This window comes from Nitratireductor soli, assembly GCF_001050155.1.
GTDB lineage: Bacteria > Pseudomonadota > Alphaproteobacteria > Rhizobiales > Rhizobiaceae > Nitratireductor > Nitratireductor soli.
In genome coordinates this window covers 61443-84383 of record NZ_LFVY01000017.1, presented here as the reverse complement: position 1 = coordinate 84383, position 22941 = coordinate 61443, and the positions used below count along the sequence as shown (strand labels likewise).

The following is a 22941-nucleotide window of genomic DNA, read 5'->3' as shown; positions in this document are numbered from 1 at the left end:
TTATGCAGTAGCGTGCCTGAATGGCCGCCCGCCCGACGCGCGTGGCTCCGAAAGGCGGACGATGGTGGACAAGGCGGACCACAATGCGGGTGACGAGCGGAGCATTACCGGTTCCGTACCGCTGACACGCGGCCTGTCCACCAAGCTGCTGGTTCTGACGGTCCTGTTCGTCATGATCGCCGAAGTGCTGATCTTCATCCCGTCTGTGGCCAATTTCGGCATGCAATGGATGATGCAGCGGCTGACCAATGCGGCGGCGGTGAGCGTCGTTCTGATGGAGGGCGGCAACGACCGTCTCGATCCGGCGATTCGCGACGAAATCCTGATGGCGACCGGCGTCAAGGCGATCGCCGTGCGCGATGCCGATATCTCGCGCATTCTCGTCATCTCCGACATGCCGCCGCAGGTCGATGCGCATCTGGACCTCGACACGATCACGCCGGTGGCGGCGATCGTCGAAACCTTCGGCACGCTGTTCTTCGGCGGCGAGCGGGTGTTCCGCATCTTCGGCGCGGTCGGCGAAAGCGGCAAGGTGTTCGAGATCCTCATCCCCGATGCCGGCCTGCGCAACGCCATGCTGATCTACGCCCGCAATGTCACCCTGCTTTCGCTGATCATTTCCCTGTTCACCGCGACCCTGGTCTTCTACGCCATCAACCGGATCATGATCCGGCCGATCCGCGCCATGACGCGTTCGATGCTGTCGTTTTCCGCGGCACCGGACGATCCTCGCCGCGTGATCGCGCCCGAGCGGCGTGGTGACGAGATCGGCGTCGCCGAGCACGAGCTGGCGCGCATGCAGGCGGCGCTGCAAAAGACGCTCGGCGAACAGAAGCGGCTGGCCGATCTCGGCCTTGCCGTGTCGAAGATCAATCACGACATGCGCAACATGCTGGCCTCGGCGCATCTGATGTCGGACCGGCTGAGCATGATCGACGACCCGGCCGTCAAATCCCTGGCGCCGCGCCTCCTGCGCGCGCTCGACCGGGCCGTCACCTACTCGGAAGGTGTCTTGACCTACGGCCGGACGCAGGAAGCCGCGCCCAACCGGCGACGGCTGCGGCTGCGGCAACTCGTCGACGATGTGCAGAGCATCCTGCCACTCGATGCCGACAACCGCATCGCATTCGTCAATGCGGTGGAGCCGGATCTGGAGGTGGATGCGGATTCGGAGCAGCTCTTCCGGGTGCTCGCCAATCTCTGCCGCAACGCGATCCAGGCGATGGCCGGCGACAAGGACCCGAACGTCATCCGCCGACTGACCATCGCCGCCGAGCGCGACTGCGAGACGACGCGCATTCTCGTCACGGATACGGGGCCTGGCCTGCCGCAGAAGGCGCGCGAAAACCTCTACGCGCCGTTTCGCGGCTCCGCCAAGAGCGGCGGCACCGGCCTCGGCCTGGCGATCGCGCTGGAATTGGTGCGCGCCCATGGCGGCGACCTGGAACTGGTGGAAAGCGTCGGTGGGCACACGGTGTTCGCCATCACCATCCCCGACCAGCGGGCGGAGCGCTGACCGTTGGGAGGAATGCGTTGCCCGATTGCGCGGCGTGCCAGCCAACGCCCTGTGCGGATATGCGAAAATTCGCTTTATGACGCTTGCATTTATCCACGCCACTCGTTAGGTAACCGCGGTTGGCAGTCATCGGCTGCCACAACGGTTGGCCTTCTCGGCAACCGACGCGCCCGTAGCTCAGCTGGATAGAGCACCAGACTACGAATCTGGGGGTCAGAGGTTCGAATCCTTTCGGGCGCGCCATATTATCTTATTGAAATCATTAAATTATTCGGCATCCTCGCTCGTCCTGTCAGGCGGTCAAAAGTGGTCGTTTAGGCACGTGCGGAAGGAAGATTACGCGAAAGTGATAGGTCATGTCCTTCAAACCTAAGGATTGGCGGTGGACCGAAGCGCTGCCAACTCGTCGGTGTTGGGGTGTTTCGACAGCCAGTGAGTGACGCTCCGCAGCGCCAAGCGGGCCATCTGCTCCGAGCGCACCTGAAGCTGGCTCCAATCCTCGGCGTGCCGAACGTTCGTCCCGTGGAGGGTCTGGCTTCGCGCCACGCCGTACAGCTGCTCGATGAACTGATCGAGCGTTGTTCCGTCTTTGAAGGCCTGCCGCTTCCGATCGAGGGATAGACGCGCGGTAAGCAGCTCCATGATCCCCTGCTTTTCCCGTCCGCCCGCCAGCGCCTCGATCGCCGCCGCATGTTTGATAGCCGCCAGCAAGGGGGAATGCTCGACGCAGGCCTGCTGGAACCACCACAGGCTATGGAACAAGGCGCTCATCATGCGCGGCCGTGACGAGCTGGCGACGTGAAGGTATTCGGCAAACAGCTCGCCGATCACCTCGAAGAACCATGTGTCGCGTTCGTAGAAGTCCTTCCACTTCCCGACTTCGATCGTGGGGCCATGAGGGAGGCGCGCCAGCGTGTGGTTCGACGCCCCGAATTTGCCGTCGATGATGACAATCGTTTCCCGATGATGCTCCCGGCCGTGATCGTAGGCGAGGCCAATCCCCCGCAGCACACTCGACGGTTGCTGCCAGAGCAGACCGATTGCCGCAAGCGACATGCGCGCGGCGGTCGATGCTCGCGCCTCGGCCATGCGAGGGGACATCGATCGAACCGAGACGGTGCAGACGGCCCCGCATTTGCCGATAATATCGAGGGCGGTTCGCTCCCACATGCTGTCGGCGGAACCCTTCCTGCGCCCGATCGGGAGGCCTGACCAACGGCGCGCGATCCGTCGTCCCGCGACAGCGGAAAAGGCTCCCGTCACCGTCATCCGACCCAACCACTCGCTGCGATCCTCAATCCGAACAGGACCCATTTCGATCGCCGCCACCGGGTCCGCGAAAAGGTGGCAACCGAACACCAGGTCGCGCGCTTGCGGCAGGTGCGCTGTCGTTTCGGTCAGCGACTGGCTAACCGCCGTCTTCACAACCTTGATGTTTTCCGTGCGGTCATCGTCCAGGTCGATCGTTGCCAGCACGGCGCCAAATGCCATCGCGACCACCTTGCCGAATTCCTTCTGGGAATAGGACCGCGCGATGCCGGCGTCGTTCTGTACAAGGATCCTTTGATAGTTTCCCAGCAACAATTCGACCCTGTCGTTGATCAGCAACGAGTGGCCGTCTTCAAGCGCGATCGATGGCGGCATGTTCCACAGCGAGTTCTCGACCGGAGGCGCGCCGCGGCTGATCGCCAGCAACTCGTCAATGATCTCGCCGATCAGCTCATCCTTCGTCATCTCGCCCGTCCGCGTGCGTGCTGTCCGCGCCGGAAGCGAATCCTTCCCCGGACCCCCTCCAACTTCCGAAACGTGCAAGGACTCGATCCCTGCAAGCAAGAGGCTCTGATTTCCGGAGGCACCCCTACCTTCTCAGACGCAGCGAAAGGCACCCCCTGTTGCCCATTTGAAGGTCGAAGATCGCACAAGCTCCACCTCTCCGGAGAGGGTATCTGATTTCGAGGATACCCCCTCTCCATGCCACCTGGTCGCGCGAGGCATCCCCTCCGGACGGAATAAGGCCGCTCCCAAATTCAGGAACGATGTGAGAACGCCTGGCCCTGCATGGGGGGGCCTTTCGGGGAAAGGTCTGCGCCCGCAGCGCTACGCCCGATGCAGCCGCTCGCGGTAGCGATGGCCGAGAGCATTGAGGCGCATCTTGCCGTCTGGCAGCCGCTCGCCTACGCCGTGTTCGACCAAGGTATCCAGCCATCCATCTGGCGGCGCACCTCGATAGTCAAGATACTGCTCCCCGGCGAGGCTCGCGGCGACGTTCCACCCTTCGATGCGTTCCATGTCGAGAGCCATCCCGCGATTCGCTACCAGTCGATCGTAGCTGATGTTTCGACCGTTCAAAACCCACGTGAAAACAGTGATACTGGAACGTCGGATTTCTGGGCTTTTCAGAAGTGCTCTTGAAGTGTTCACAAAACACTTTTTTTATTTGCCGGTGTGCCGGCAGCCATGCGCGGTCGCCGGAGCACGAAGATGCGCTTCGTCGTATGTCCGATGGTGCAGGCTGATCGGTCAAACGAGAAAGGGCGCCCCTTGCGGAGCGCCCTTCCTTTGTTCTCAAGGGGTGAATGGCCTGGCTTAGAAGCCCATGCCACCCATGCCGCCCATGCCGCCCATGTCGCCGCCGGGCATTGCCGGGGAGTCCTTCTTGGGCAGTTCGGCAACCATCGCCTCGGTGGTGATCAGCAGGCCGGCAACCGAAGCCGCGTCCTGCAGGGCGGTGCGCACGACCTTCATCGGGTCGACGATGCCCATGGCGATCATGTCGCCATACTCACCCGTCTGGGCGTTGTAGCCGAAGGTGACGGCCTTGTTCTCGAGGATCTTGCCCACGACAACGGAAGCCTCGTCGCCGGCATTGGTGACGATCTGGCGAGCCGGAGACTGAACGGCGCGGCGGATGATGTTGACGCCGGCGTCCTGGTCGGCATTGTCGCCCTTGACGCTGATCGCCTGCGAGGCGCGCAGAAGCGCGGTGCCGCCGCCAGGCACGATGCCTTCCTCAACAGCGGCGCGGGTCGCGTTCAGCGCGTCGTCGACGCGGTCCTTGCGCTCCTTCACCTCGACCTCGGTCGAGCCGCCGACGCGGATCACGGCGACGCCGCCGGCGAGCTTGGCAAGACGTTCCTGCAGCTTCTCGCGGTCGTAATCGGACGTGGTCTCGTCGATCTGCTGCTTGATCTGGGCGACGCGGCCCTCGATCTCGCCCTTCTGACCGGCACCGTCGACGATGGTCGTGTTCTCTTTCGAGATCGAGACCTTCTTGGCGCGGCCCAGCATGTCGAGCGTGACGTTCTCAAGCTTGATGCCGAGGTCCTCGGAAATCACCTGGCCGCCGGTGAGGATCGCGATGTCCTCGAGCATGGCCTTGCGGCGGTCGCCGAAGCCCGGAGCCTTGACGGCGGCGATCTTCAGGCCGCCACGCAGCTTGTTGACGACCAGCGTGGCCAGGGCCTCGCCCTCGACGTCCTCGGCGATGATGAGGAGCGGCTTGGACGACTGGACGACGGCTTCCAGGACCGGCAGCAGAGCCTGCAGGTTGGAGAGCTTCTTCTCGTGCAGGAGAATGTATGCATCGTCGAGATCGGCGATCATCTTCTCCGGATTGGTGACGAAGTAAGGGGAGAGGTAGCCGCGGTCGAACTGCATGCCCTCGACCACTTCGAGCTCGGTCTCGGCGGTCTTGGCTTCCTCGACGGTGATGACACCCTCATTGCCGACCTTCTGCATCGCCTCGGCGATCATCTGGCCGATTTCCTTCTCGCCATTGGCCGAGATCGTGCCCACCTGGGCGACTTCTTCCGAAGTGTTGATCTTCTTGGTGGCCTTGGTCAGGTAGGCGATGACCTCGTCGACGGCCTTGTCGATGCCGCGCTTCAGGTCCATCGGGTTCATGCCGGCGGCAACCGCCTTGGCGCCTTCCTGGACGATCGCCTGGGCCAGAACCGTGGCGGTCGTGGTGCCGTCGCCGGCGATGTCGTTGGTCTTCGAAGCGACCTCACGCACCATCTGTGCGCCCATGTTTTCGAACTTGTCTTCAAGTTCGATTTCCTTGGCGACCGTCACACCGTCCTTGGTGATGCGCGGGGCGCCGAAGGATTTGTCGAGAACGACGTTGCGGCCCTTCGGGCCGAGCGTCACCTTCACCGCGTCGGCGAGGATGTTGACGCCGCGCAGCATGCGCTCACGCGCGTCGCGGGAGAACTTTACTTCTTTTGCAGCCATGTTTCTCAAGCTCCTGAGCTTCTTGGGAAGCTCTGTTACCGTTTCGATCTGGTGGCGATAATCAGCCGATGATGCCCATGATGTCGGATTCCTTCATGATCAGGAGATCCTCGCCATTGAGCTTGACTTCGGTGCCCGACCATTTGCCGAACAGCACCCGGTCGCCGGCCTTGACGTCCAGTGGAACCAGCTTGCCCGCTTCATCGCGTGCGCCGGAACCAACGGCGATGATTTCGCCTTCCTGCGGCTTCTCTTTCGCGGTGTCGGGGATGATGATGCCGCCAGCCGTCTTTGCTTCGGATTCGACCCGGCGTACGACCACGCGGTCATGGAGCGGGCGAAAATTCGTGTTGGCCATGTTCTGAACCCTTGATTCGGATGATGAATTAGGCTTTTCCTCCGTCCGGCGACGCCGGACGTCGATTAGCACTCCCTATCGGCGAGTGCTAACGCGGCTTTGAGATAGTGGCGCCTCTCATGCGAGTCAAGTTTTTCCGGGAACCGCACGGCCATTTTTGAGCACGGCTGATCGCGGTTCAGCTTGGGCGGCGCAATTGGCCGCGCAGCTTTTCGACCTCGGCCCGGCAGGCGCAGCCCTCGATATGGTCGTTGACCAGGCCCATTGCCTGCATGAAGGCGTAGACGGTGGTCGGCCCGACGAACGACCAGCCGCGCTTTTTCAGGTCCTTCGAAATGCGCGTCGAGATGTCCGTCTTGGGGTTGGCGACCAGCGTCGGATAATCGACCGGGTCCGGACGCTCGTGCGGGCGCGGCTCCTGGCGCCAGAAATAGCCCGCCAGCGAGCCTTCCTTTTCGCACAGTTCGATCGCGCGCTGGGCGTTGTTGATGGTCGAGCGGATCTTGCCGCCGTGGCGCACGATGCCGGTGTTGCCAAGCAGCCGTTCCACGTCGCTGTCGGTGAAGCGCGCGACCTTCTCGAAGTCGAATCCGGCGAAGGCTTCGCGAAAATTCTCCCGCTTGCGCAGGATGGTCAGCCAGGAAAGCCCGGATTGAAATCCCTCCAGGCACAGCTTTTCGAACAGGCGGTGATCGTCGGTCACCGGACGGCCCCATTCCTGGTCGTGATAGGCCAGGTAGTCCGGTAGCGCGCCCGGCCAGAAGCAGCGCGTCAGCCCGTCCGCGCCGATGATCAATCCGGTCTTCTGCTCGCTCATTCTCTGTAAATTCCTCTGGTTAATGGGCAATCAGGCCGATTTAGCGATATGTTCACCAGCTTTTTGAACCGGTCGGTAACCACGCCAAATGGTTTTCCGGAATCATTGCATTTTATCAAAACGGATTCACCATTCAGTTGCAGGTGTCCGGCAGCATCCTGACATGGAACGGCGTTTAGTACCCGCGTTCCTGCCTGCGCCACCCGATTCCCGCAAGGGTCTGTGGCAGGGCCTGGTCAATGTGATGAGCAACAGAGAGTAAAGTCTCATGAAGTCGATGATGCGTGCCGCCGGCATTTCCGCCGCGCTGCTGATTTCCTGGGGGGCACATGCCCAGGACCGCTACGTGGAGCCGCCGCCGGTTCTCGTCAGTCCTGATCTTTCCGCCCCGTGGGTGATGCAGTTGCGCCGTGGGCAGGCCCCCGCCGCGCCGCAGCATCGCCAGCAGCAGGTCCAGGAATACCGCGTTTATCAGCAGGCAAGGGGCCGGTCGGCCCAGCCGCAGGTGCAGCAGGACTACCGGGCCAACCGCCGGGCCGTGGCCCCCGTGCAACAGGCCCAGCCGGCGGCCTACAACGCCACGCCGAGCGATCGCTCGTGGAGCATGAGCGACCCGAAATGGCTGCCTCAGGTGGTCGAGTACAACGGCAAGCATGCGCCGGGCACCATCGTCGTCGACACCAAGCAGCGCTTCCTGTTCCTGGTCCTGAAGAACGGCCAGGCGCAACGCTATGGCGTCGGTGTCGGCAAGGAAGGCTTCGGCTGGACGGGCACGGAGAAGATCTCGCAGAAGCGCGAGTGGCCGGATTGGCGCCCGCCGGCGGAGATGATCGCCCGAGAGAAAGCCAAGGGCCGGGTCCTGCCCGCGCATATGAAGGGCGGGCCTGCCAATCCGCTTGGCGCCCGTGCGCTTTATCTTGGCTCGACGCTCTACCGCATCCACGGCACCAACGCGCCCTGGACCATCGGCCGGGCGGTGTCGTCTGGTTGCATCCGCATGCGCAACGAGGACGTGATGGATTTGTACAACCGCGTTCCGGTCGGCGCAGAGGTTGTGGTGATCTGAGGGAAGCATTTTGCAGCCTGACGATATCGTCAGGCGTCGGCAAAAATGCGGGTGAGAAGGCATTTTGCCGCCAGCCGTCCGCACAAATGCGGACTGGCAGAAAGGACAGAGCAGACGTTCGCTTCGGTGAAGCAACGGTCTGTCCGAGTGGGGGATGCCCGGTTGGGGACCGCCGGGCTAGTGGAGAAGGGCGGCGCTTGGGGGAGCGCCGCCCTTTTTCCGTTCTTATTCCGCCGCCGCCATCTCCGGAGCCCGCGCCATTTCCGGGACGCCTTCCGGCCTCGGTCCGCCATAGGCCCAGTCGAGCAGCGCGACCGTATGGACGATGGGGATATCCGTCCCGGCGCCGATCTGGGTCATGCAGCCGATATTGCCGGTGGCGATGACGGCAGCACCCGTTGCCTCGATGTTGGTCACCTTGCGGTCGCGCAGCTTGGCGGCGATCTCGGGCTGGAGGATGTTGTAGGTGCCGGCCGAGCCGCAGCACAGATGCCCCTCACGCGGCTCGCGGACATCAAAGCCCGCCTGCTTCAACAGCGCGCGTGGCTCTCGGGTGATCTTCTGGCCGTGCTGCATCGAGCAGGCCGAATGATAGGCAACGCTGAGGCCGGGCGCGACGGCGGGCGCGGGCAGGTCGAGCGTTGCAAGATATTCGGTGACGTCCCGGGCAAGCGCCGAGACGCGATCGGCCTTGGCCGCATAAGCGGGGTCGAGCCGCAGCATGTGGCCGTAATCCTTGATCGTCGTGCCGCAGCCCGAAGCGGTGATGACGATTGCGTCGAGCCCGCCGGTCTCGATCTCATGCGTCCAGGCATCGACATTGCGCCGCGCGGCGGAGTGCGCGTCGTCCTCGCGGCCCATGTGATGCACCAGCGCCCCGCAGCAGCCTTCGCCGGCGGGGTTCTGCACCACCTCCACGCCAAGGCGGGCAAGAAGCCGCGCGGTGGCGGCATTGATGCCTGGATCGAGCACGGACTGGGCGCAGCCCGTCAAAAGGGCGACGCGCCCGCGCTTGTGTCCGAGCACAGGCCCGGCGGTGGCAGGTCGATGCGTCGGCGTCGTTGCGGGCGCCAGGTCCAGCATTGCCGCCATCGGCTTCAGAGCTGGAATCCTGCGGAACAATGAAGCGAAGGGGCGGCCGAAACGGGCAAGCCTCAACGCCAGGCGAAAGCGGTTCGGATAAGGCAGTACCTGCGCCAGCACCGAGCGGGTCAGCCGGTCGAACAGGGGCCGGCGGTAGGTCTTTTCGATATGCGCGCGCGCATGGTCGACCAGATGCATGTAGTTGACGCCCGAAGGGCAGGTGGTCATGCAGGCAAGGCACGACAGGCAGCGGTCGATGTGTGTGACGATCTCCTTGTCCGCCGGCCTGCCGTTTTCCAGCATGTCCTTGATCAGGTAGATGCGCCCGCGCGGACTGTCGAGCTCGTTGCCGAGCGTCACATAGGTCGGGCAGGTCGCCGTGCAGAAGCCGCAATGCACGCATTTGCGCAGGATCGCCTCGGATTCCGCCACATGCGGATCGGCGAGCTGTTGGGGCGTGAAATTCGTCTGCACGGCATCTCCTTCTTTAGAGCATTTTGCAGTCAGGTAGAACTACCTGACGTCCGCATAAATGCGGAAAAACAAGAAGATAGACCGGTTCAGCGTTTCCATGAAACGCTGAACCGGTCTAGATCAGCCAGCTTTCGGGGTTCTTGATCGGCTCCTTGCGGCCCACCAGCTGCAGGCCGACGACGCAGCGCACGACCACCCAGATGGCGACGGCGATGATCAGCAGGAAGCCGATGCCGACGAACATCAACAGCACCGAGACGAAGGCGGCCAGCAAAGCAATCCAGAAGGTGCGGATCGCCCAGGTGTAATGGGTTTCGATCCAGCCGCCGGCCTTGCCGCGGTTCATGTAGGCGATGACGATGCCGACCAGCGCCGAAATGCCGATGACGAAACCGACCAGGTAAAGGATATAGATGACCTGGATGTTGGTCGGGCCGGGATCGAGCCAGCCGTCGGTCTTGCGGCTTTCGCTGGGTTGCGGTTCCATTTCACTCATGTGGTTGGCCTCCTCGTTTTGCTCGCGGCAATCTAACACAGCGTCATGCGAATGCCATGCGGCCGGGATTGAGCAAACCCTTCGGATCGAACTGTTCCTTGAGGCGGGCGGAAAGGGCGGCGAGTGCCGGGGCTTGCGGCTGGAAGACGGGCGTCGCAGCGCGCAAGGCAAGCGGCGCGCGCACCAGCGTCGCGTGCCCGCCGCCGAAATGGGCGATCAGCTTGCGCAGGATTTCGGCTTCGGGGTCGGCTTCCATGCGCAGCCAGATCAGGCCGCCCTGCCAGTCATAGAAGGCGTTCGCGCCCGCCGCGCGGCGGAAGGAGTCGATCAGGCGGTGGCCTTCCGATGGCGTCATCGACACCCGCCAGACGGGCGCTGCCGAGCCATCGGCGAAAGGCCGGCAATCGCGGATGTCGCGCCACAGGCGGCGAGACATGGCCTCGTCCAGCGTCTCGCTCACGCCGAAAGGCTTCAGCAGGCGGGCCAGGAGGTCGATGCGGTAGGCGACGGACGGGCCGAAACCCTCGACGCGCAGCACGGTTCTCGCTCCTCCGGACAGACCGCCGTCGACGAAGCGGCCGGCAACGCCTTCCGGCAGGTGCGCGGCGCCCGAAACTTCGGCGCTGGAGCCCATCGCCTCGGCCATCGCGGCACTTGCCTGCGCGTCGTCCAGACCGGTGAGGATGAAGCTCGTCTCGGTTTCGGCCGTCGGCAGCACCTTGAACGTCACGTCGGTGGTGACGGCGAGTGTGCCCCACGAGCCGGCCAGCCCCTTGGACAGATCGTAGCCCGTCACGTTCTTCACCACACGCCCGCCGGACTTGAAGGTCTCGCCGCGACCGGACACCGCATGGATGCCCAGCACATGGTCGCGCGCCGCCCCAGCCTTGATGCGGCGCGGGCCGGCGAGATTGGCCGACAACAGCCCGCCAAGGGTGCCGCGCCCGGCTTCGCCGCCGAGCAGCGGACCGTAATCCATCGGTTCGAAAGCGAACTCCTGATGGTTTTTAACAAGCTCCGCCTCGATTTCGGCAAGCGGCGTGCCGGCGCGCGCCGACAGCACCAGCTCCTCAGGCTCATAGAGCGTGATGCCGGTGAGTTTCGACAGGTCCAGCGCATGCTCGGTCCGCACCGGCTGGCCGATGCCGCGCTTGGAGCCGTGGCCGAGGATTTCCAGAGGTGCCTCTTCGGCGACGGCCCAGCGGATGGTTTCGAGCACTTCGACGGCGGTGGAAGGGGTGAAAGTCGTCACGTTGGTTCGCCCTCGATCATCCGCAGCACCCTCTCTCCGCGCGGCGACAGCCGGTAGCCGACATCGAGGCTTTCCGTCAGGCCGAGTTCCTTCAGCTTGCGCACGTCGCGCTTGAATTTCAGTTTCTCGACGCCGAGCAGGGCGGCGAGGTCGGCGGCCCTTGCCGCCGGTTCGCGGGCGATCGCTTCGAGAATGCGGCGATGATAGGCGTCGCGCCCGCAGGCCGCGTCCCAGCGTTGAAATCGGTCCGTCAGGGCGGTGAAGTCAGCCGTGTCGATTGTCGTATTTTCGCGCAGCGCGACCCGCCGGTCTGCTTCGATTCCGTCGATCTCGATACGATACAAGGTCCGCTCGCCGTCGCTTCGCAGGTCCTGCCGCAGCGCCGCCAGCGAGGCGTAGCCAGCGCTTTGGGCCGCGGTCTCGTTGAGTTCGGTTTCGGCAATCGGCGCGACATTGCCGATCCTGACTGTGCCGAGCGCCGTGCGCAGAGGCGTGCCGGCAACGACGCTCGGCCGTTTCCAGCGGCGGAACGCGAGCCTGACCTCGCCGCGCGCAATCCCTTCGAGGATAGCCTGCTTGAACAGCACGATCAGAACCGCTCCAGCTCGGGAAAAGGCACCTGGCCGCGATGGATGTGCACGCGGCCCAATTCCGCGCAGCGATGCAGTTGCGGAAACACCTTGCCGGGGTTGAGCAGATGGCCCGGATCGAAGGCGCATTTCACCCGGATCTGCTGGTTGAGATCGTCCTGCGTGAACATCACCGGCATCAGGTCGCGCTTCTCGACGCCGACACCATGCTCGCCGGTCAGCACGCCGCCGACCTCGACGCAGAGGCGCAATATGTCGGCGCCGAAGGCCTCCGCATTGTCCAGTTCGCCCGGCTTGTTGGCGTCATAGAGGATCAGCGGGTGCAGATTGCCGTCGCCGGCGTGGAACACATTGGCGACGCGCAGCCCGTATTTCTCCGACAGCGTCCGCATGCCGGCCAGCACGCGCGGCAACTCCTTGCGCGGGATCGTGCCGTCCATACAGTAATAATCGGGCGAGATGCGTCCTACAGCCGGGAACGCCGCCTTGCGGCCGGCCCAGAAGACGGCGCGCTCCTCGTCCGATGTGGAGGCGCGGCTGGTCGTCGCCCCGTTTGTCCTGGCGATGGCCTCGACCCGGTCGATCAGATGGTCGACCTCCGCCTGCGGTCCGTCCAACTCGACGATCAGCAGCGCCTCGACGTCGAGCGGGTAGCCGGCATGGACGAAATCCTCCGCGGCGCGGATCGCCGGCCCGTCCATCATCTCCATGCCGCCGGGGATGATGCCGGCGCCGATGATTTCCGCCACGCACTGGCCTGCCTCCTCGCTGGAGGGAAAGCCGATCAGCAGCGCCCGCGCCGTTTCCGGTTTCTGCAGGATGCGCACCGTCACCTCGGTGACGATGCCGAGCAGGCCCTCCGAGCCGGTCATCAGCCCGAGCAGATCATAGCCCTCGGCGTCCAGGTGCTTGCCGCCCAGCCGCACCACATCGCCATTCATCAGCACCATCTCGACGCCCAGCACGTTGTTGGCCGTCAGCCCGTATTTCAGGCAGTGCACACCGCCGGAATTCTCCGCCACATTGCCGCCGATGGAGCAGGCGATCTGCGACGAGGGGTCAGGCGCATAGTAGAAGCCTCGCTGCTCGACGGCATGGGTGATGCCGAGATTGGTCACGCCTGGTTGGGCGACCACCGTGCGGTTGGCGTAATCGATGTCGAGAACGCGGTTGAAGCGGCTCATGACGACCAGCACCGCGTCTTCCAGCGGCAGCGCGCCGCCCGAAAGCGAGGTGCCGGAGCCACGCGGCACGACGCGGATACCGCGCTCCTGGCAATATTTGAGGATGCGCGCCACCTGCACCGTGGTCTCCGGCAACACCACCACCAGCGGCAATTGGCGGTAGGCGGTCAGACCGTCGCTCTCGAAGGCGCGCATCGCGTGTTCCGCATCGACCACGCCCTCGCCGGGCACGATGATGCGCATGTCGGCGACGATATCGGCGCGCTTCTGCAAGGTTGCAGCATTGGCTTTCGGCATTGCGGGGCCGGACATGCGCATTCCTCCACTGGTTCAATATCTTTACCAGTGCATTTGCAGTCCTGCAAATGCTGCTCGGAAACCGTGCCTGCGTCAATCCGCCTCGGATGGGAGAGGCACAGGCGACCTCACTCGGCGCCGGCATCCTCACGCGCATGGCCGCGCCTGATGCGGCGGACCAGGAGCCAGATGGCAAGCACGGCGAGGGGCACGGCGGCGGCGGTGATCGTCTCGGCGGAGATGCCGGGCAGGGTGTGGCTCGCGCCCTTGGCGACATAGCCGACAAGGCCCACCACATAGTAGGAGATGGCGGCGACCGACAGGCCCTCGACGGTCTGCTGCAGGCGCAGTTGCAGCTTGGCGCGCCGGTTCATCGAGGCCAGAAGATCGCGGTTCTGCCGCTCGACTTCCACGTCGACCCAGCTGCGCAGCAGATTGGCGGCGCGCGTCAGCTTGCGCGACAGGTTCGCCTGCCGCTCCTCGACCGACCGGCAGGTGCGCATGGCGGGCGCCACGCGCCGCTGCAGGAAGGCGGCCCAGGTCTCATAGCCGGCCACGGCGGCCTCATTCAGCGTTTCGAGCCGTTCCTCGACAATGCCGTGATAGGCGCGGCTGGCACCGAAACGGTAGAGACTGGCCGCGGCATCGGCTTCAAGTTCGGCGGCGAGTTCGGTGAGTTCCGACAGCAGCGCCTGGCTGTCATGCCGGTCGCGCCGGCGCATCCGCGCCGTCAGCACCGCCAGCTGGTCTTCCATGCGCCTGAGGCGCGGAGACAAGGACTGCGCCAGCGGCAGGCCGAGCATGGCCAGCGTGCGATAGGTCTCGATGTCGATCAGGCGCTGTGAAAGCGCGCCGATGCGCGCCGGCGACAAGCCCTTCTCCAGGATCAGGATGCGGGTCAGCCCGTCGCCGTCCTGGCGGAAATCCGTGGCGACGGCGGCGCGGCCGCCCTCGACGATGGAATAGCCGAGGCTTGCCGGGTCGAAACCGGCAATCAGTCTCCCGCTCGCCTCCGACCATTTGCGGATCTCCACGCGGGTGCCGGAGATGGCCGTTCCCGGCGGGCTGAACCCGTTGCCGAAGGGTGATTCTTCCAGCGGCCGGCCATTGCGTGGCGAGATCGGGCAATCCCATTGGTAGCTGGAGAACTCCGTATGGCGCTCCCAGCGCAGCGTGCCCTTGCCCCAGCGCATCGCGTGGTGCCGGGCGTGTCCCTGCGGCGCGGCAATGCCGAGCCGCCGCGACAGGTCGGCCAGCACCGCCTGGTCGACGGCAGAGCCGCCCTCGGTCATGAAGGACAATTGAATGATGAGACGCGGCGCCTCGAGCAGCGCGTGCGGGCGCGCATGCACCTCGCCGAGCGCCCCGGCGCGCCCCTCATGGGCGGGAAAGCCCAGGACGCTGCCGGTGACCAGAGCGGAATGAGCAAAAGTGTGAAGCGGGTTTCCGCTCGCATCCCGCTCCAGCCTGTCGTGATCCGGAGTGTCGGGCGCAGTGCCGCCCGCCTTGCCGTCCTGCCCTGCCGTGCTCTTTGCGATGATTTCCTGGCTCATGACGCCTTGCCGTCTGCATCGGGATCGTCCCGATGCAACTATGCTATCGTCTCGTCCGGCAGCGCAATGCATCCGGATGCGCGGGGCGTGCCGCCTGTAATTGGACAAAGAAATTGACCAGTTGTGCCTCGTGACGCTATCCTGCCGGCAATATCATGCGTTTGAACAGCGATCGAAACGGCAACGGCCGGTGAAAACAGTTTTTTCCAGGATAGAGCATGCGCGCACCGCCGACGGCGTTGTTCGGCAGATCGAAACATTGATCCTCGAGGGTGTTTTGCGCGACGGTGATCGGCTGCCGGGCGAGCGTGACCTGGCGCGCCAGCTCGACGTATCGCGCCCCATCCTGCGCGATGCGCTGAAGGCGCTGGAGGAGCGCGGCCTGATCCTGACGCGCCATGGCGGCGGCACTCACGTCGCCGACGTCATCGGCCAGGTGTTCTCGCCGCCGGTCAGCGCGCTGATCGCCGCGCACCGCAAGGCGACCGCCGATTATCTGGAATACCGCCGCGAGATCGAGGCGATCGCCGCCGACTACGCGGCGCGTCGCGCCACGCCCGAGGATCTGGTGCTGCTCGAGGCGATCATGGGCCGGATGGACGCAGCCCATGCGTCGAAGGATTTCGAGGCCGAGGCAGCCAGCGACATCGAGTTCCACAACGCGATCGTCGAATGCGCCCACAACATCGTCCTGCTGCACACGCTGCGCGCCTGTTACCGGCTCTTGTCGGACGGGGTATTCCTGAACCGCACGCGCATCTATGCCATGCCCGACGCGCGCGACACACTGTTGGCGCAGCACCGGGCGATCCACCAGGCGATTGTCGCCGGCGATCCCGTCGCGGCGCGCGCGGCGGCGGTCGCCCATATCGATTTCGTCGAGAAAGCCACCTTCCAGGCCGAGCGTTCGGGCGACTGGCAGCGCGTGTCGCGCCTCCGGCTCAACCAGCGCGGCGGCGCCGAGGCGGCCCAGCCCTGAATTCAGCCCTGAAATCAGCCACGAGGAAGCGCCGGGCGGCGCTGCACCACACCAGCCAGCGAAAGATGATTTGTTGAAAGAAGATACCAGGAAAGCACCCCGCGTCGGCCTCTTCGTCACCTGCCTGGTGGATCTGTTCCGGCCAACGGTCGGCTTCGCCGCCGTCAAGCTGATGGAGGAGGCAGGCTGCGCGGTCGAGGTGCCGATGGCGCAGACCTGCTGCGGCCAGCCGGCCTACAATTCCGGTGATCGCGCGGATGCAGCGGCGATCGCCCGACAGGTGATCGAGGCCTTCGAGGATTACGATTATGTGGTTGCGCCCTCGGGCTCGTGCGCCGGCATGCTGAAAAAGCATTACCCGGCCCTGCTCAGGGGCGGCGCCTGGGAAAGCCGCGCGGAAGCCTTTTCCGGCAAGGTGCACGAACTGGTCGGCTTCCTGGTCGACGTGCTCGGGGTGACGGCGGTGCCGGCAGCCCACCGGGGCAGCGTCACCTATCACGATTCATGCTCGGGCCTGCGCGAACTGAACATCCAGGCGCAGCCGCGCCGGCTGCTCGCCACGGTCGAGGGGCTGGACCTGAAGGAGATGGAGAACGCAGATGTCTGCTGCGGTTTCGGCGGCACCTTCTGCGTGAAATATCCCGATATCTCCAACAAGATCGTCGAGGAAAAGACGGCCTGCATCGCGGCGGCGGGCGCCGAGACGCTGCTTGCCGGCGATCTCGGCTGCCTGATGAACATGGCCGGCAAGCTGCATCGCCAGGGCAGCGCCATCAAGGTGCGTCATGTGGCCGAAATCCTGGCTGGCATGGACGACACGCCGGCCATTGGCGGGGGAGGGCGCTGATGGAGGTTTCATCTCCGCAGTTCAAACAGAAGTCGCGCAAGGCGCTTGCCGACGAGCAGTTGCAACGCGCCATGGGCAAGGCGAAGGCCGGTTTCATCGGCAAGCGCAGGAAGGCGGTCGATGCGCTGCCGGAATTCGAGGCCCTCCGGTCTTCGGCGCGCGCCATCAAGGACCACACGCTGGCCCATCTCGATCTTTACCTGGAAGCCTATGAGCGCAAGGTGATCGCCTCCGGCGGCCGCGTCCACTGGGCGGAAACCGCCGAGGATGCCTGTCAGGCGGTGCTCGACATCTGCCGCGCGGTCGGCGCGCGCACCGTGACCAAGGGCAAGTCGATGATCACGGAGGAAATCGCCCTCAACGATTTCCTCGAGAAGAACGACATCCGCCCGGTCGAGACGGATCTCGGCGAATACATCATCCAGCTGCGCGGCGAGCATCCGAGCCACATCATCGGCCCGGCGTTGCACCTGAACAAGGAACAGGTGGAGGAGGATTTCCGCCGCGTTCACGACAAATTGCCGGCAGGCCGTGACCTGTCGCAGCCCGAATCCCTGCTTGGCGAGGCGCGCGAGATCCTGCGGCCGCAATATTTCGCGGCGGATGTCGGCATCACCGGCGCCAATTTCCTGGTTGCCGAGACCGGCACCTCGATCATCGTCACCAATGAGGGCAATGGCGACCTGACGCAGACCCTACCGCGCGTCCACATCGTCGTCGCCTCGATTGAAAAGGTGGTGCCGACGCTGGAGGACGCCAGCCAGATCCTGCGCGTGCTGGCGCGCTCGGCGACCGGCCAGGACACGAGCGTCTACACGACGCTGTCCACCGGGCCGCGCCGGCCCGGCGACCCGGACGGGCCCGAGGAATATCATGTGGTGCTGCTCGACAATGGGCGCTCATCGATGCTTGGCACCGAGTTTCACGAGATGCTGCGCTGCATCCGTTGCGGTGCCTGCATGAACCATTGCCCGGTTTATCACGCGGTTGGCGGCCACGCCTATGGCTGGGTCTACCCCGGGCCGATGGGGGCGGTGTTGACGCCGTCGCTCGTCGGCGTCGAAAAGTCAGGACATCTGCCGAACGCCTCGACCTTTTGCGGACGCTGCGAATCCGTCTGCCCGATGCAGATACCGCTGCCGCGCATGATGCGTCATTGGCGCGAGCGCGAGTTCGAGCGCGGGCTGAACCCGGCGACGCAGCGCTTCGGCCTCGGCCTGTGGGCCTTCTTCGCCCGGCGGCCCAGGCTCTACCGTTTGGCCACGTCGCTGACGATCCCGGCATTGTCTGGTCTCGGTCGTCGCACCGGCTGGTTTCGCTCGCTGCCGCTGGCCGGCGGCTGGACACGGCATCACGACCTGCCCGCGCCGGAGGCGCGCACTTTCATGCAGCAATGGCGCGACCGCGACACGCGCAAGCAGGAAGGGGGCGTGGCATGAGTGGGCGCGACATGAGTGGGCGCGAGGCCATTCTGGGCAAGCTGAGGGTCGCTGCCGGCGGCGGTTCTGCCGATGCCGCCCGCCAGGAGGCCGTCGAAAAACGCCTTGCCAGGCCACCGCGCGGACTGATCCCGGCGCGCGGCCAGTTGGAAGGCGAGGCGCGCATCGCCTTGTTCTGCCAGATGGCCGAAGCCGTCACCGCGACGGTCGCGCGTGTGCGCAAGGCCGACGACGTGCCCAGGGCCGTGACGCATTACCTGCGCGCGCGCAACCTGGCGCCGCGCGTCCGCATGGGCGCGGATCGCCGGCTGAAGGCGATGAACTGGTCCGCCCAGAAATCGCTCGAGATCGGCCACGGCCCGGCCGCGCCGCAGGATGAAGTGGGCGTCAGCCACGCCTTTGCCGGTGTCGCCGAAACGGGCACCGTGGCGCTGGTGTCGGGCAAGGACAATCCGACCACGGTCAATTTCGTCCCGGAAAACCACATCATCATCGTCGATGCGAAAGACATTGCCGGCGATCTGGAAAGCGTGATTTCCCGGCTGCGGCGCAAATACGGAAGGGGCGAGATGCCGCGTGTGCTCAACCTCGTCACCGGTCCGTCGCGCTCGGGCGACATCGAACAGACCATGCTGCTTGGCGCGCACGGGCCGCGCGCCCTGCACCTGATCGTCGTCGACGGTTGAGCGATGCGCGCCGGGGTCTCCTATGACGAGGCTTCCACGCCCGATGGAATGCGGCTGTATGCGGTCGGCGACATTCACGGCCGCCACGATCTTCTGGCGGCCCTCCATGCGCGGCTGATGGAGGAAATCCTCCATGACCGGCCGGCCGATTGGCGCATTGTCTATCTTGGCGACTATGTCGATCGCGGCGCCAACGCACGCGGCGTGATCGAACACCTGGTCAATCTGCGCGAGCGCGATCCACGGATCGTCGCCCTGGCTGGCAATCATGATGTCGGGTTTCTGGATTTTCTATCAAACCCGGATCCATATGGCCTTTTCGCCTGCAATGGCGGGTTCGAGACCGCATTGTCCTACGGTGTCGAGATCGATTTCACCTCGCGCTCGGCGATGATGCCCGGGCATGCGAAGCTGGTGCGTGCCGTGCCGCAGCATCACAAGGCATTTCTCGCCACGCTGCCCTTCTCGGCCAGCTTCGGTGATTTCTTCTTCTGCCATGCCGGCATCAGACCGGGCATCCCGCTCGACGAGCAGGCGCCGGACGATCTGGTCTGGATCCGCCGGGCCTTCCACGCGTTCGACGGCCTGCATCCGAAACTGGTGGTGCATGGCCACACGCCGGTGACAGCACCCGAAATTCTGCCCAACCGCGTCAACCTCGACACGGGTGCATGGAACACCGGTCGGTTGACCGCGCTGAGAATGGATGGAGTGGAGAAACGCCTGATCGAGGTCTCAGCCTGAGGGATGGATCACCGCGCCGCAGCGCTGATGCCGTAGCCATCGACCGGATGATGGTCACCCGCCGCGCCTGCCGACAGGAGCCGGGCTCCCACAAGCGTGAACGCAGACACCATGACAAAGAACAAGAAAGCTGCGCGTGCAACGGTCATCCGGCACCGATCCCCTGAGAATTTGAATGCACCGCACCGGTCCCCACCGGCGCCCGCAGCGCTATAAGCACATGCAGCATAGGATTGAAACAGGTTATCCGCGAATATCCTTATTCTTTGTGACTGTTGCAGAAATGATGATTAGAGCGTTTTGCAGTCAGGTGGAATCACCTGACGTCCGCATAAACGCGGAAAAACAACGAACGGGACAGCGTTTCCATGAAACGATGAACCGGCCGAGCAAGGGAGATGGTGATGCCGCTGCAGAACAGGGTCGATCCCTTCGGCCAGGTGCAGGCCGTTTCGGCGCGCGGTATGTTCACCGGCAATCGCGGCGTCATCCATGATCCCGACACCAGGACGCTTCTCAACCGCTGCTGGACGACGAAGGCCTGGCTCGTCTGCGCCTGCGAATTCCGGGGACGCCGTCGCGCGGTGATGGGCCGCAACGCGCCCTCGGGCGCCGCCGGCTGGACGGAATTGTTCTTTCTCGACGAGGTGACGGCGCTGGCCGCCGGTCACCGGCCGTGCTTCTTCTGCCGCCGTTCCGCTGCGCGCGATTTCATGGACCGCTTCCGCGAGGCGGCGGCCCTGGCCTCCCCGAAGGTCGCCGATCTGGACGGCCGCCTGCATGGCGAGCGATTGGCCTCGACCGGTAGGGTCGAGGCGATCGGCCGCCGCGCCATCGCGCATCTGCCCGATGGCGCGATGATCGCCGATGGCCGGGCGGCCTTCGCCCTTCGCCACGGCCAGGCGTTGCCATGGCGTTTCGAGGGCTATGGCGCGGCGCGGCCGGTCGCCGATCTGCCGGATTCTTTGGCGCTGCTGACGCCGCGGACCACGCTCGCCGTGCTGCGCGCCGGCTACCGGCCGGCCTGGCATGCCACTGCGGTGTGATCGTCAGGCGAATTTCCGCCGTGCGTCGAGCGCCAGCCCGGTGCCGACGCTGCCCAGCCGGTCGCCATCGACGGTCCGGGCATTGGGCAGCAGTGCTGCGATGTCCTTCTGAAGCGCCGGTATCGCGCTTGACCCGCCGGTGAAGAAGATCGTGTCGATCGCCTCCGCACCGACGCCTGCTGATAAAAACAGGTCGGAAACCGCCTGCGTGACGCGCTGCAACGCCTGCTGAACCACGTCGTTGAAGGCATCGCGCGTCACGGTGATGTTCGCCCCGCCGATGAAGCGGGCCAGCAGGATGTCCGCTTCCGCCGCGCTGGTCAGCTCGATCTTGGTCCGTTCGACGGCCAGCGCCAGCGAATGGCCGCGCCGCTCCTCGACGATCTGGATCAGCCGGTCCACCAGGTCGCGCCGCGCCGCTTCGTAGCGGATCTGCCGCAACTCGGTCATCACCTCGCGCGTATAGAGCGCGTTGATGCGATGCCAGGTCGCCAGATCGTTGAAATGCCGCTTCGGCAACAGCCGCTTGCCGTCGGCGGTCGAGGAGCCGAGGCCCAGATGCGGCATGACATGGGCGATGCTCAACAGGCGGTCGAAATCCGTGCCGCCGATATGCACGCCGCCATTGGCCAGGATGTCGTCCTGGCGGTCGGTCTTGCGGGCGCGCTCGGGCGACACCCGGACGATCGAGAAATCCGAGGTGCCGCCGCCGATGTCGGCGATCAGCACCAGTTCCTCATGGGTCGTGCTTTGCTCGTAGTCGAGTGCCGCGGCGATCGGCTCGAACTGGAAGTCGACATGGCGAAAGCCCTGGTCGCGTGCGATCTGCTCCAGCATCGCCTGGGCCGCCATGTCGGCCGTGTCGTTCTCGTCGACGAAACGGACCGGCCGGCCGAAGACCGCACGGTCGACGGCATTGCCGGCCTGGGCCTCCAATTGCTGGCGCAAATGGCCGATGAATTCGCCGAGAATGTCGGCAAACGTCATGAAACGGGCGCGGATACGCGTCTTCTCGTGCATCAGGGAGGAACCGAGAATGCTCTTCAAGGAGCGCATCAGTCGGCCTTCCTCGCCCTCCACATAGGCATCGATCGCCGAGCGTCCGAACTGCACGCCGTCATTGGCGAAGCTGAAGAACAGCGCGCTCGGCAGCGTGACGCGCTCGCCCTCGAGCGGCAGCAGGCGGGCATGCCGGGAATCGCTGACGCCGACCGTGGAATTGGAGGTCCCGAAGTCAATTCCGCAAAACACATCGCTCATGGGTTCATCCGATCGGCAGAACTCCAGCCATGCGTTGCGCGCAAACGAGGCGCCGCTCCCGTGTCGGGAACCCGATGCATCCGGCCAGATGATTGAAACGAGCCGGTGCGTATAAGCGGGTGGAGCGGAGGGGGCAAGGCACAAGGGGCAGTTTTTCGCGAATTGGACGTCCGGCCAAAGGAAATGTGGCGCGCAGGCATCCACTTGACGCGGTCCCGCTGATCCACCATCAGATCGCCATGCGCGCGAATTACAAATTGCAGCGGCTTTTCATCGATGCTCCGCTCGTCGCCGACGCGATGGTGGAGACCAGCCGCGAACAGGCCCATTACCTGACCCATGTCCTGCGCATGGGGGAAGGGGCCGAGGTGCTGCTGTTCAATGGCCGCGACGGCGAATGGCTTGCCGAGCTGGCCGAGGCTGGCCGCAAGGCCGTGCGCCTGCGTCTGACGCGACAGGCGCGCCCGCAAACGCCATTGCCCGACCTCGTCTATTGTTTTGCGCCGCTGAAGAAGGGCCGGCTCGACTATCTGGTGCAGAAGGCGGTGGAGATGGGCGCCGGCCGCCTGCAGCCGGTCATCACCCAGCACACGCAACTGGCCCGGCCGCCGATGCAGCGTCTCGCGGCGAATGTCATGGAAGCGGCCGAGCAATGCGGCATCCTGGCGATTCCCGAACTGCGCGAGCCAGTCAAGCTGGACAGGCTGTTGGCCGAGTGGGAGCCGGAGCGCCGGTTGATTTTCTGCGACGAGGATGCGGCGACCAACAATCCGATGCAGGCGCTTTCAGGCGTAAAGGAGCGGCGGCTTGGCCTTCTGGTCGGCCCGGAAGGCGGGTTTTCCGATGCCGAAAGAGCGCAGTTGCGGGCGCGGCCCTTCGTCACCGCCATTCCGCTCGGCCCCCGCATCCTGCGCGCCGACACCGCGGCGGTTGCCGCCCTTGCGATCATTCAGGCCGCGATTGGCGATTGGAGCTAACGCAGCATCAAGAGAAGTTGTCGCACCATCAGCACTTTTTGCTT

General features: G+C 64.7%; 22 protein-coding genes and 1 tRNA gene. 11 read left to right on the top strand and 12 right to left on the bottom strand.

The window, feature by feature from the left end; all coding sequences use genetic code 11:
* Window positions 1-61 precede the first annotated feature (61 nt).
* Entirely contained in the window at window positions 62-1516 is a 1455-nt protein-coding gene (locus AB843_RS20000; protein ID WP_048648662.1) for a sensor histidine kinase, read from the top strand.
* Window positions 1517-1682: 166 nt separating this feature from the next.
* Window positions 1683-1759, top strand: a tRNA-Arg gene (locus AB843_RS19995).
* A gap of 126 nt (window positions 1760-1885) precedes the next feature.
* On the opposite strand, the gene AB843_RS19990 is transcribed toward AB843_RS19995, so the two are convergent.
* Window positions 1886-3250 carry a hypothetical protein gene (locus AB843_RS19990; protein ID WP_048648661.1) on the bottom strand — a complete coding sequence of 455 codons (1365 nt, stop codon included), beginning with the start codon at window positions 3248-3250 and terminating at the stop codon, window positions 1886-1888.
* 372 nt (window positions 3251-3622) lie between these two features.
* On the opposite strand from AB843_RS19990, the gene AB843_RS25855 reads away from it, so the two are divergent.
* Window positions 3623-3928, top strand: a complete 306-nt coding sequence (locus AB843_RS25855) for a hypothetical protein (protein ID WP_048648660.1) — start codon at window positions 3623-3625, stop codon at window positions 3926-3928.
* 174 nt (window positions 3929-4102) lie between these two features.
* On the opposite strand, the gene groL is transcribed toward AB843_RS25855, so the two are convergent.
* From groL to AB843_RS19970, 3 genes are all read right to left on the bottom strand, one after another.
* The gene (gene groL / locus AB843_RS19980) at window positions 4103-5749 is read right to left on the bottom strand and encodes a chaperonin GroEL (RefSeq protein ID WP_048648659.1); all 1647 of its coding nucleotides are present in this window, start codon (window positions 5747-5749) and stop codon (window positions 4103-4105) included.
* Window positions 5750-5810: 61 nt separating this feature from the next.
* Complete coding sequence (gene groES / locus AB843_RS19975) at window positions 5811-6107, bottom strand: co-chaperone GroES (RefSeq protein ID WP_008593881.1); 297 nt, start codon at window positions 6105-6107, stop codon at window positions 5811-5813.
* A 178-nt stretch (window positions 6108-6285) separates the two neighbouring features.
* Complete coding sequence (locus tag AB843_RS19970) at window positions 6286-6924, bottom strand: DNA-3-methyladenine glycosylase I (RefSeq protein ID WP_048648658.1); 639 nt, start codon at window positions 6922-6924, stop codon at window positions 6286-6288.
* A gap of 268 nt (window positions 6925-7192) precedes the next feature.
* On the opposite strand from AB843_RS19970, the gene AB843_RS19965 reads away from it, so the two are divergent.
* Entirely contained in the window at window positions 7193-7990 is a 798-nt protein-coding gene (locus tag AB843_RS19965) for a L,D-transpeptidase (protein ID WP_048648657.1), read from the top strand.
* A 225-nt stretch (window positions 7991-8215) separates the two neighbouring features.
* On the opposite strand, the gene glcF is transcribed toward AB843_RS19965, so the two are convergent.
* The 6 genes from glcF to AB843_RS19935 all read right to left on the bottom strand — a co-directional run bounded on the left by glcF (window position 8216) and on the right by AB843_RS19935 (window position 14919).
* On the bottom strand, window positions 8216-9547 hold the full coding sequence (gene glcF / locus AB843_RS19960; RefSeq protein ID WP_048648656.1) for a glycolate oxidase subunit GlcF: 1332 nt from the start codon (window positions 9545-9547) through the stop codon (window positions 8216-8218).
* Between the two features lie 115 nt (window positions 9548-9662).
* On the bottom strand, window positions 9663-10043 hold the full coding sequence (locus tag AB843_RS19955; protein ID WP_048648655.1) for a DUF4870 family protein: 381 nt from the start codon (window positions 10041-10043) through the stop codon (window positions 9663-9665).
* A 43-nt stretch (window positions 10044-10086) separates the two neighbouring features.
* On the bottom strand, window positions 10087-11295 hold the full coding sequence (locus tag AB843_RS19950; RefSeq protein ID WP_048648654.1) for an FAD-binding protein: 1209 nt from the start codon (window positions 11293-11295) through the stop codon (window positions 10087-10089).
* Complete coding sequence (locus AB843_RS19945) at window positions 11292-11882, bottom strand: ASCH domain-containing protein (RefSeq protein ID WP_048648653.1); 591 nt, start codon at window positions 11880-11882, stop codon at window positions 11292-11294. Before AB843_RS19945 ends, AB843_RS19950 begins: the two co-directional genes overlap by 4 nt.
* 2 nt (window positions 11883-11884) lie before the next feature.
* Window positions 11885-13381: an FAD-linked oxidase C-terminal domain-containing protein gene (locus AB843_RS19940; RefSeq protein WP_048648705.1), complete on the bottom strand. Its 1497-nt coding sequence runs from the start codon at window positions 13379-13381 to the stop codon at window positions 11885-11887.
* 113 nt (window positions 13382-13494) lie between these two features.
* Window positions 13495-14919 (bottom strand): DUF3422 family protein, encoded by a 1425-nt coding sequence (locus AB843_RS19935; RefSeq protein WP_244468043.1) that lies wholly within the window; start codon window positions 14917-14919, stop codon window positions 13495-13497.
* A gap of 190 nt (window positions 14920-15109) precedes the next feature.
* Between AB843_RS19935 and AB843_RS19930 the strand changes: the two genes are divergently transcribed.
* The 5 genes from AB843_RS19930 to AB843_RS19910 all read left to right on the top strand — a co-directional run bounded on the left by AB843_RS19930 (window position 15110) and on the right by AB843_RS19910 (window position 19614).
* Window positions 15110-15898 (top strand): FadR/GntR family transcriptional regulator, encoded by a 789-nt coding sequence (locus AB843_RS19930; protein ID WP_048648652.1) that lies wholly within the window; start codon window positions 15110-15112, stop codon window positions 15896-15898.
* 73 nt (window positions 15899-15971) lie between these two features.
* Window positions 15972-16745 carry a (Fe-S)-binding protein gene (locus AB843_RS19925; protein WP_048648651.1) on the top strand — a complete coding sequence of 258 codons (774 nt, stop codon included), beginning with the start codon at window positions 15972-15974 and terminating at the stop codon, window positions 16743-16745.
* Complete coding sequence (locus tag AB843_RS19920) at window positions 16745-18184, top strand: LutB/LldF family L-lactate oxidation iron-sulfur protein (protein ID WP_048648650.1); 1440 nt, start codon at window positions 16745-16747, stop codon at window positions 18182-18184. Before AB843_RS19925 ends, AB843_RS19920 begins: the two co-directional genes overlap by 1 nt.
* A gap of 11 nt (window positions 18185-18195) precedes the next feature.
* Window positions 18196-18870 carry a LutC/YkgG family protein gene (locus AB843_RS19915; RefSeq protein WP_048648649.1) on the top strand — a complete coding sequence of 225 codons (675 nt, stop codon included), beginning with the start codon at window positions 18196-18198 and terminating at the stop codon, window positions 18868-18870.
* A 3-nt stretch (window positions 18871-18873) separates the two neighbouring features.
* Complete coding sequence (locus tag AB843_RS19910; protein ID WP_048648648.1) at window positions 18874-19614, top strand: metallophosphoesterase family protein; 741 nt, start codon at window positions 18874-18876, stop codon at window positions 19612-19614.
* An 8-nt stretch (window positions 19615-19622) separates the two neighbouring features.
* Here the strand turns inward: AB843_RS19910 and AB843_RS25930 are convergent, their stop codons facing one another.
* Window positions 19623-19763, bottom strand: a complete 141-nt coding sequence (locus AB843_RS25930) for a hypothetical protein (RefSeq protein WP_087587154.1) — start codon at window positions 19761-19763, stop codon at window positions 19623-19625.
* A gap of 255 nt (window positions 19764-20018) precedes the next feature.
* Between AB843_RS25930 and AB843_RS19905 the strand changes: the two genes are divergently transcribed.
* Window positions 20019-20660 carry a hypothetical protein gene (locus AB843_RS19905; protein ID WP_048648703.1) on the top strand — a complete coding sequence of 214 codons (642 nt, stop codon included), beginning with the start codon at window positions 20019-20021 and terminating at the stop codon, window positions 20658-20660.
* 3 nt (window positions 20661-20663) lie between these two features.
* Here the strand turns inward: AB843_RS19905 and AB843_RS19900 are convergent, their stop codons facing one another.
* A complete protein-coding gene (locus AB843_RS19900) occupies window positions 20664-21920 on the bottom strand; it encodes an Hsp70 family protein (RefSeq protein WP_048648647.1) in 1257 nt (418 codons plus the stop codon).
* A gap of 239 nt (window positions 21921-22159) precedes the next feature.
* Here AB843_RS19900 and AB843_RS19895 point away from each other — a divergent pair, with 239 nt between their 5' ends.
* Window positions 22160-22897, top strand: coding sequence for a 16S rRNA (uracil(1498)-N(3))-methyltransferase (locus AB843_RS19895; protein ID WP_048648702.1), 738 nt, complete (start codon window positions 22160-22162; stop codon window positions 22895-22897).
* Window positions 22898-22941 lie beyond the last annotated feature (44 nt).